This is a genomic window from Shewanella sp., from assembly GCF_013214165.1.
Classification (GTDB): Bacteria; Pseudomonadota; Gammaproteobacteria; order Enterobacterales; family Shewanellaceae; genus Shewanella.
The window spans coordinates 1-8,522 of sequence record NZ_JABSSM010000115.1 but is presented as its reverse complement, the minus strand read 5'-3'; the positions used below and the strand labels follow the sequence as shown (position 1 = coordinate 8,522).

Sequence of the window (8,522 nt, the reverse complement as noted above, 5' to 3'; positions counted from 1 at the left end):
CTAAGCAATCTGAGTATGTGACTAACTACTTGCAGAGCCACAATCGTTTCGGGGTACCATTTAATGTGGTCTACGGCCCTGGAGCACCGGCTGGTATCCAGCTACCCGTGATCTTATCTACACAAGGGGTGTTAGCCGCGATTGAGCGTGCATCGACAGCTCCAACAGCTTCGGTTGAGCAGGCCATTAAACAGTAATATTTTGAGTAACGAGTGTTTTGAATACGTTAAGTCCGATGACACACTTAAAGAGCTGCATGAATAAATGATTGAGGACAAGGCCTAATGAGTGACCCAGATAAGGGCATGGACAAGAGCAAGAATAACAATAAGGGTGAAACCGTGGCGCTGACTCCTTTGAGAAGGGTCTTCGGCTGGCTTAAGCAAATAGCCCTATTTACGTTGTTCGCCATAGTGATCACAGGTGTGATGGATATCTGGCGTGGCAAGGATATCCCAAGGGATAACCTGCCAGATATCAAAGGCATGACCTTAGCTGGGACAGATATCGATATTGTTAGCCTGAGCCAAGATCAGGCGGTATTGGTGTACTTCTGGGGAACCTGGTGTCCGGTGTGCAACTTCGTTAGCCCAGCTGTGGATACCATGGCCAGCATGTACCCTGTAGTCACTGTGGCGATGAACTCGGGATCCGACGACAAGATGGTTAAATATCTTAAGCATAAGGGCTATGAGTTTGAGACTATCAACGACAGTAATAATGACATTGCCCGTGATTGGTCGGTGCAGCTGACGCCGACCTTGATGGTGTTTAAAGATGGCGAGCTGAAACACTACACCACAGGCTTCACTAGCCTACCCGGGATGTGGTGGCGCATGCTTTTTTCATAGTGGCATTATTTTACTTCAATTAATAAGGGTCGATATCGATGAGATATCGACTTTTTTTTGGTTAATTATTACCACTAAAACTGATTCGATATTGCTGATGAGATGGAAGGGTAAAGGGAGCACCGGAGGGCTTGTTATGTCTTCCTTGATTGGTTTCTCCGTTTTCACCGTTATTGTGCAGGGGTAAGAAGCTAGCTTGTGATAGCTCTCCTATACTGAATTGGACAGAGTTTTGTTTGCTCTTGCTCTATTACCCGTACTCGCGCAATCACTGGATCACCGGGAGCTAGCCATGAGCCATACCTATAAAGTTATTGAATTAGTGGGATCTTCGCCTATCAGTTCGGATGAAGCGATCAAAAATGCCGTCACTTCTGCGGGCCAGACCTTGAAGCATCTCAGGTGGTTTGAGGTGATTGAGACTCGGGGACATCTGGAGGCGGGCCTGATCGCTCACTGGCAGGTAACCATCAAGGTCGGGTTTACGATAGAGCCTTAAGCATCTCTTGGCAGGCCTTTCTCGATGCTGCGGATCACTCTCTGTGTCTTGCGACTGAGGGATGAGGCTGCTTTCTGGTTCAAGGCTATTTTTGGGCTCAAGGCTGTTTTCTGGCTCAAGGCTGTTATGTCCAAGCCTTGTGCTGCCGATATTTGTGCCGCTAGTTTGTTTCTTTGCTGAGTGAGTGCCCAATCGATATGTTCTATGACCATCTCATCGACCTCTGCCGAGGTTTTTCTCTGCTGGAGTCCTTGGATATTTTTTTCTGCAGCCGGGGCATTTCCCAGGGCAACGGCGATGTTTCTTAGCCAGCGCTTATGTCCGATCCGCCGAATGGGGCTGCCTTCGGTGATCTTGAGAAACTCGGCCTCAGTCCAGCCAAAGAGGGTAAGTAACTCAGGTTGTTTGAGTGGATCGCGGGTGTAAAAATCGCTCTCGAGAGTGAGCGGTGCCTTGCTGTTGACTGGGCACACTAGCTGGCAGTCATCACAGCCGTAAATACGATTGCCTATGAGAGGGCGAAACTCCTCGGGAATAGCCCCTTGCAGCTCTATGGTCAGATAAGAAATGCAACGCCTGCTGTCGACGATATATGGCTCGACTATGGCATTGGTTGGACATGACTTGATGCAGGCGACACAGGTATTACAAGCCTCGGTGACGGGGATGTCTACGGGCAGGGGCAGGTCGATCAATAGCTCACCGAGAAAGAACCAACTGCCCACGTCTTCATTGAGCAATAGACTGTGTTTACCCGTCCAGCCAAGGCCTGCCTTCTCGGCCAAGGGTCTCTCGAGTATCGGCGCCGAGTCCACAAAAGGGCGGAAGTTAGTCTTGCCGGCGTTCATGATATCGAGCTCGGCCTGAATCATCTGGCCTAGCTTCTTGAGACGATTGCGGATCAACTTGTGATAGTCACGCCCGCCGGCATAACGGGAGATGTAGGCAAGGTTGGGGTCGCTAAGATTAGTCGCAAAACCAGCTTCCGGCGGCAGGTAGTTCATCCTGGCCGAGATGACCCTGATGGTGCCTGGGTGTAGCTCATGTGGACGGGCGCGCATCATGCCATGGGCTTGCATATACGCCATATCACCATGATAGCCCTTGTCCAGCCACTGCTGTAATTTGAGCTCTTCGCTGGTTAAGTCTGTGTCACATATGCCTATTTGAGCAAAGCCCAGCTCATTGCCCCACTGCTTGATTTTAACTGTGAGTTCTCTTAGTTCTGCTGGCGAGAAGGCATGGGAATTGACTAGAGGTAGAGCCGTGTCAGACATAGGGATATACATACAATGAAATACCTCAATATGATAACAGTAATCCGCTACCTTGGCTGCTGATTTGATGAACTCTCATCTGGTTATACCTGGATCATTGACCCTTTTCCTGTTGACCAGCTTTACTTCCACCGTTGCCGGCATATGTGGCTTAGGCGGTGGGCTTCATTTTTGCCGACTGCTTGCCGCAAATACTCTCGGTCTTCTTAGGGGCTTCGTTAGGCTCTTGATAGGCGCTAAGCTGAGAGGGAACATCGACAACCAGAAATTTATGCAGGCCTTGAAGTGATATTAACCTTACTGGCGATTCAAACACTCATTCGTTTTAGTCTTGGTTGAGCAAGCCTCACACTCACTTGCATCGCTCTGCATCTTTGGTAGGCCATGACTGCCAGTTTATATTCATCTAAACGTGTTATTGCAGGCTGAGTGTGCTCTTGGCCTCGGTTCTTCGAGGCCTGAGGGATTGTCTAGCCTAGTCGGCGAAGCTCATCAGGTGTTGCTTCACTTCATCTGAGGCGAACGCTTGCTCGACGCTGATCTTATAGATGTTGAAGTAATCTTCACGGCTCAGGTTGAATTCTTGCATCACCTTACGTACCTCGTCAGTCATAGTGGTATTCGAGACGGTGCGGTTATCTGTGTTGATTGTGATGGGTAGAGCATCTTCATAGAAGGCTTTCAGCGGATGCTCACTCAGCTTGCCCACAGCTTTAGTTTGAATATTACTGCTCGGGCAAGTCTCCAGGCCGATATTGTGTTGTTTCACTAAGTCATAGGCGCCCTGATGACCGCTAATATGGATCCCATGACCCACACGCTCGGCTTTTAGCATAGAGATGGCGTCGAATACATTTTGACCCACGCCTTGCTCTCCGGCATGTATGGTGATGCGGTAGCCTCTCTCGATGGCGTACTCCACATAGGGGATAAACTCACTGCAAAATCCAGCTAGTTCGGCGCCAGCGAGATCGAAGGCAACCACGCCCTTGTTCAGGTAGGGAGCGCCCGCATCGATAACATCTCTGATGTTATCCTTGGGGAAAGTTCTCAAGATAGAGAGAATATAGTTGCCCTTGATATCGTACATTGCCTCGGCGCGCTGCATGCCTTTGACGACTGAGCCTATGATCTGATCGAAGCTTAAACCTTGTAACTGATGCAGTTGTGGGCCGAATCTGACCTCAAAATACTTGACGTTTTCCTTAGCCGCATCCTCGAAAATCTCAAATGAGATACGCTCGATACCTGCTTGGGTCTGCATTACAGACAGCGGCAGGTCGAAACGCATCAGGTATTCTTCGAGATTTTGGCATGTCTCGGGAGCGATCATTAATGAAGTGATTTGGTTGATGTCTTGGCTGGGAATGGAGATGTTCTGTTCGTTAGCCAGATCGATAATCGTTTGTGGGCGAACGCTGCCATCTAAGTGACAATGTAGATCTATCTTGGGTAAGCTTGAATAATTCATGAGTCTCTACCTTTATTGGATATAGTGCATAAAGTTACAGACTTCATAATCAAGAATTTAAGGCTCTTGGTAGAAACTCCCAAACCATATCATTGGGATTATACGAAGCGATTTTTCGGACTATAGCATTACCAATAAATGACTGCAACGCTTGGCTTTTGCACTCGCTAATTTACTCTGGCTTGATCTCGCTGTCTGATGGCGTGGATTTATTTTGATGCCTTGATTGCGATTCATTGAACACTGGTATTCATCCTGCTTTGACACAGTTTCTTCCACTAGATTTAGCCAAATATAGCCCTTTATCGGCTCTTTGTAGTAGTTCGGAGAAGCTTTTATCTTGCTCCCTGGCGGCGACTCCAGCGCTGATGGTCATGGTTAACTCCTGAGCGATATCACTCAAATCGGTCATGGCTATCGAGTCCACTAAGCGCTCGGCAACCTCTTTGGCTTGTTCTAAGTTGGTATGAGGCAATATGACTAAGAATTCTTCGCCGCCGACGCGACCTACCAGATCGGATTTTCGCATCAGACCGCTGGAAGTTCTGGCTAATAAAATCAGTGATTTATCACCTATATCGTGGCCGAAGTTGTCATTGATCTTCTTGAAGTGATCGGCATCGAATAATATTAAGGCCATCACATCATGATCCTCTGAGAAAGCTTGTTCACCGACCGCGTAGGTGTGCCTGCGGTTCGCCAGTTGAGTCAAGTGATCTGTCAGGGCTAAGACACTTAATAGCTTAGATTTCTGCGCCTGTTTATAGGCATGGAAAGAGATGATTATGATGACTATTACGGCGAGAAAGATGACGGTAAATTGCAAATAACGATTCTGTTGTAAAATCAGTAACTCATGCTCCCTTATTTTTTGTGTCTCTAGCAGCAAGAGGTTTTCAGTTTCAACTTGCTTCGTATTGAAGCGAGTCTGCATCTCTGTGGTTCTATGGGTTTGTAGCTTGATATCCAATTCATTGTGCAGGCGATCAAAGTGCTGCAGTGAACGGTATGCATGCTCCCATTGGGAAAGCTCGGCGAATATCTGGCTCTCCAGCTTATAGAGTTGGGTGAGACCACGAGCATTTTTCACTCGCTCGAAGGCTGATTTTGCTTCTTCGATAAAGGGGATTGCTGCTGTAAACTGGTGCTGTAAAACCAGTATTTGGGCGCGAAATAGCATCATAAAACTATAGAAGGCTTCATGTGTGGGCTGAACATGCTTCTGTGCGTCATCAAGATATTTTTGAGCCTCGTCTAAGTGGCCCAACTTGATGAGAGTACCCGCTAAATTTATGCCGACAAATTGTTGGGCTAATTCATTTTCTGTCTGCTGCCAGTATCGGTAACTTTGCAGGTATTTTTCCAATGCCGCTTCATTTTCGCCTAATTCTTCTAGGGCGATGGCCATTTCTGTCACCATGCCATTGGCGGACTCGAGATTGCCGGTTTCGATAAACTTGGCTTCGAGCTTTGCATAATATTTATAAGCCGTCTGAGGATCACCAAATCGACGATAGCTAGTGGCTATTTCGGCTAAATTATATCGACTCCAGAATGTAAGGTTCAGCTTGTCGTAGAGCTGTTGAGCACTGAATAAATCTTCCAGGGCTTGGGCATAATTCCCCTGAAACGAATAGAGAGCACCCCGTAGACTTCGGGCATCGGCGATGAGCCTGGGAGACTCGAGTTGATAGACTTGAGCTATGACTTGATTGTATTTTGTTAAGGCAAGTTCGACTCTCCCCCCGATTTGATAGAGCCAGGCTTGGCACAGTGTTAAATCGGCATGAGTCTCAGGAGATTGCTTGATGATTTCAGCATTCAGTTGTTTCTGGGCAAACTCTATTCCCTTGGCTCTCTTATCGCTGTCGTACGCATCTGTGATCCAACATAGCACTGGCTGTAATCTGAGATAGTTATCTAAGTCGGCTAAGGTGATGTTGGCTTTTAGATACTCAATCTTAGCCTGCAGATCTTCATTGGATAAGGTTACACCACTTTCCAGCTCTTCGAAGGTGGCATTCAGATTCTTTGGCTCATCGGCCGAGACAAGAGGTGAGAGTAATATGAGCCATAGCCAAGGCAAAATTAGCTTGCCTACCCCCCTAGTTTTGAGCGTGCGACAAACTAGGGCCGGGCATATAAACGCAAGCTTGGATATGATTTGATGTCGTAAAAGCCGATAAACCATTATGGTCTGATGCATACTCTTGCTTGGCTCATGATGTTGACGTACACAAATATTAGCCTAAATCCAACTTTCATCATACATATTTTATGCAAAAAATTGACATAAGATATTGTGTTTTTGATGTTGAAAAATGAAGATGCTATTTGTCTATTTACTGGTTATTTTGCTTTTATTCCGGGGGACAGGTATAAAGGCAGCCATTTTTTATTGAAAAATTATAGAGCAAAACCATGATTGAGATCACTCCAGAGTATAAGGCCCGCGTTGAGCAGGTGTCATTGAATGTATCTAGTGTCGTTCTTCCCATGGATAAGCTTCCTGATAATCTGTTGGAAGCCTATACAAACCTATGTAACGAGTTACTCGAAGACACTGACGAGAAGTTCATTAAGGGCTGGCAAGCGCTACCTAACAGCGCCAGGGCTCAGTTGCCACAGGCAGACTTTCATGGCTTTTATATTGCTAATGCCTGGGTACACTTGAGTCGAGTGGCGCAAGACATCTCCGAGATGGCCGAGAGTGACGAGGCCATAGACGAGAAAGAGTACAACGGCATCTTCACCCGTATCTCAGATGATTCTCTCAAGGATTGTTCGAAGAAGCTGAAAAAATCGCGTACCGATAGGGCCCTGTTTAACAGCATCATGGCTGTTATCGACGGAAAGTGATCGTCTGTAAGCACTGCGCTTAGGGGGACGGAACGCTGCGCTTACGCCAAGAGACAGGAAAAGCCTGAGTGATATGAAATATCGCAGGCCCTATGGGGCAGATGTGAATGAACGACTGCTTAGCTACTAGCATAATCACAAATCACAAAACACAAACTTATTTACATTGAAGGCAGGTATATGGATTCTGTAACACAAGTCGTATTAGGTGGCGCTGTCGGTGCGGCTATTGCGCATAAACAGCTCGGACGCAGTGCGATTGTCTTGGGGGGGATTTTTGGTACTATCCCTGATCTAGATGTCTTTATGCCCGCCGCAGATGCCTTAGCAAGCTTTACTAAACATCGCAGCTTCTCACATTCCTTATTGGTATTATTTCCTTTTGCGTTTATCTGTTTTGCTGTCCTTAAGCTTAAATTTAAAACGGATATTATTTCCAATCACAGGCTATTTTGGTTTTGCTGCTTAACCTTAATTACACATCCATTACTTGATGTGTTTACCAGCTACGGCACGCAGTTGTTTTGGCCGTTAGCCTGGCATCCCATTTCTATCGCCTCAATTTTTGTTATCGATCCCCTGTATACGATCCCTTTATTAGTGAGCTGTATTTATTTGTGGCGGGGGAAAAATGAGCGTAAAGCAAGGCGGGGTAATCACATTGCTTTAATGCTCAGTAGTGGCTATTTATTACTGAGTGTATTTGTTCAAACTCAGATGCTCGATAGAGTTAAATTAGCATTAAAAAGTAAAGAGATACCTGCGAACAAAATATTTATTGCTCCGCTTTATCCTAGCCTGAACTGGTGGACCGCCATTGTGATTGATGACGGTGTTTTTTATGATGTTAAGTTGAATGCACTGACTAATTCACTGGAGATGTCGCCAAAACAAGATTTAGGTTACGCTGCCATAGAGGTGCCAACGCCCGCTTTAGCGTCTTTAGACTGGTTTACAAATGGTTTTATGCGTTTAGAGGAGATTGACGGGCGTTTAGTTGCGACCGATCTAAGACTCAAAAAGGGGACTAGGGGTTATCGATTTAAGTTTGCCTTGGCAGAAAAGGATACGGATGGATGGAAGGAAATATCGCCATTCCGACTGTGACCGACCTATTTCTTACATGCTTATAAGTGAGTGTGAGTGTTTACTTACACTTGGTTAATCTAATCGATTTTGAGCTAACGGATAGAGGGTGGTTGACGGCATTTTGTGACGTACTGTCAATATCGAGATGTTAGCTGAAAATTAGACTCAATCATTGTAGGTAACAAGCCCTGTGGGCTCTACAATTCCAATAACGTGCTTGTTAAAATGCCAGTTCAATATCCCTATCTCTCGCTCGGATAGTTACACGCTGTGAAACCTCGCCATGCTGCCGAAGCTCGCAGCCGTATTTGCACCTGTTCTTGTTTCGAGAAAGTTGCTTCTTCGATTTTAGTGGTACTTGCTAGTAACTCGTTTCTGGACCGAGATGAGTTTACTTGTCGGATAACAAGTTTCAAGTATCTGTTGTGGGTTCATTGGGCTGGTTCGGTACTTGGCAGTATTTTGCATACCAATAT

At 46.2% G+C, this 8,522-nt stretch carries 8 protein-coding genes, 1 pseudogene and 1 riboswitch; of the genes and pseudogenes, 5 read left to right on the top strand and 4 right to left on the bottom strand.

Annotated elements, in window-relative coordinates; all coding sequences use genetic code 11:
- From HRU42_RS19505 to HRU42_RS19495, 3 genes and pseudogenes are all read left to right on the top strand, one after another.
- Positions 1 to 197, top strand: a pseudogene (locus tag HRU42_RS19505) (copper-binding protein); the annotation flags it as partial.
- 87 nt (positions 198 to 284) lie between these two features.
- Complete coding sequence (locus tag HRU42_RS19500; protein WP_295033580.1) at positions 285 to 851, top strand: protein disulfide oxidoreductase; 567 nt, start codon at positions 285 to 287, stop codon at positions 849 to 851.
- 292 nt (positions 852 to 1,143) lie between these two features.
- Positions 1,144 to 1,350: a dodecin gene (locus tag HRU42_RS19495; protein WP_144045238.1), complete on the top strand. Its 207-nt coding sequence runs from the start codon at positions 1,144 to 1,146 to the stop codon at positions 1,348 to 1,350.
- Here the strand turns inward: HRU42_RS19495 and queG are convergent.
- The 4 genes from queG to HRU42_RS19475 all read right to left on the bottom strand — a co-directional run bounded on the left by queG (position 1,347) and on the right by HRU42_RS19475 (position 6,184).
- On the bottom strand, positions 1,347 to 2,627 hold the full coding sequence (queG, locus tag HRU42_RS19490) for a tRNA epoxyqueuosine(34) reductase QueG (protein ID WP_295033582.1): 1,281 nt from the start codon (positions 2,625 to 2,627) through the stop codon (positions 1,347 to 1,349). The genes HRU42_RS19495 and queG overlap by 4 nt on opposite strands.
- A gap of 151 nt (positions 2,628 to 2,778) precedes the next feature.
- A complete protein-coding gene (locus HRU42_RS19485; protein WP_295033578.1) occupies positions 2,779 to 2,943 on the bottom strand; it encodes a hypothetical protein in 165 nt (54 codons plus the stop codon).
- Between the two features lie 159 nt (positions 2,944 to 3,102).
- Entirely contained in the window at positions 3,103 to 4,098 is a 996-nt protein-coding gene (add, locus tag HRU42_RS19480; RefSeq protein ID WP_295033577.1) for an adenosine deaminase, read from the bottom strand.
- Between the two features lie 26 nt (positions 4,099 to 4,124).
- A riboswitch (purine riboswitch) is annotated at positions 4,125 to 4,224 on the bottom strand.
- 124 nt (positions 4,225 to 4,348) lie between these two features.
- Positions 4,349 to 6,184: a GGDEF domain-containing protein gene (locus HRU42_RS19475; RefSeq protein WP_295033575.1), complete on the bottom strand. Its 1,836-nt coding sequence runs from the start codon at positions 6,182 to 6,184 to the stop codon at positions 4,349 to 4,351.
- Positions 6,185 to 6,519: 335 nt separating this feature from the next.
- Between HRU42_RS19475 and HRU42_RS19470 the strand changes: the two genes are divergently transcribed.
- A complete protein-coding gene (locus tag HRU42_RS19470) occupies positions 6,520 to 6,957 on the top strand; it encodes a DUF3069 domain-containing protein (protein ID WP_295033573.1) in 438 nt (145 codons plus the stop codon).
- 180 nt (positions 6,958 to 7,137) lie between these two features.
- Entirely contained in the window at positions 7,138 to 8,064 is a 927-nt protein-coding gene (locus tag HRU42_RS19465) for a metal-dependent hydrolase (protein WP_295033571.1), read from the top strand.
- The last annotated feature ends 458 nt before the right edge of the window (positions 8,065 to 8,522 follow it).

Coding starts and splice junctions, on each gene's coding strand:
- add (WP_295033577.1), bottom strand. CDS start 4,098: ATGAATTATTCAAGCTTACCCAAGATAGATCTACATTGTCACTTAGAT.
- queG (WP_295033582.1), bottom strand. CDS start 2,627: ATGTCTGACACGGCTCTACCTCTAGTCAATTCCCATGCCTTCTCGCCA.
- HRU42_RS19465 (WP_295033571.1), top strand. CDS start 7,138: ATGGATTCTGTAACACAAGTCGTATTAGGTGGCGCTGTCGGTGCGGCT.
- HRU42_RS19470 (WP_295033573.1), top strand. CDS start 6,520: ATGATTGAGATCACTCCAGAGTATAAGGCCCGCGTTGAGCAGGTGTCA.
- HRU42_RS19500 (WP_295033580.1), top strand. CDS start 285: ATGAGTGACCCAGATAAGGGCATGGACAAGAGCAAGAATAACAATAAG.
- HRU42_RS19495 (WP_144045238.1), top strand. CDS start 1,144: ATGAGCCATACCTATAAAGTTATTGAATTAGTGGGATCTTCGCCTATC.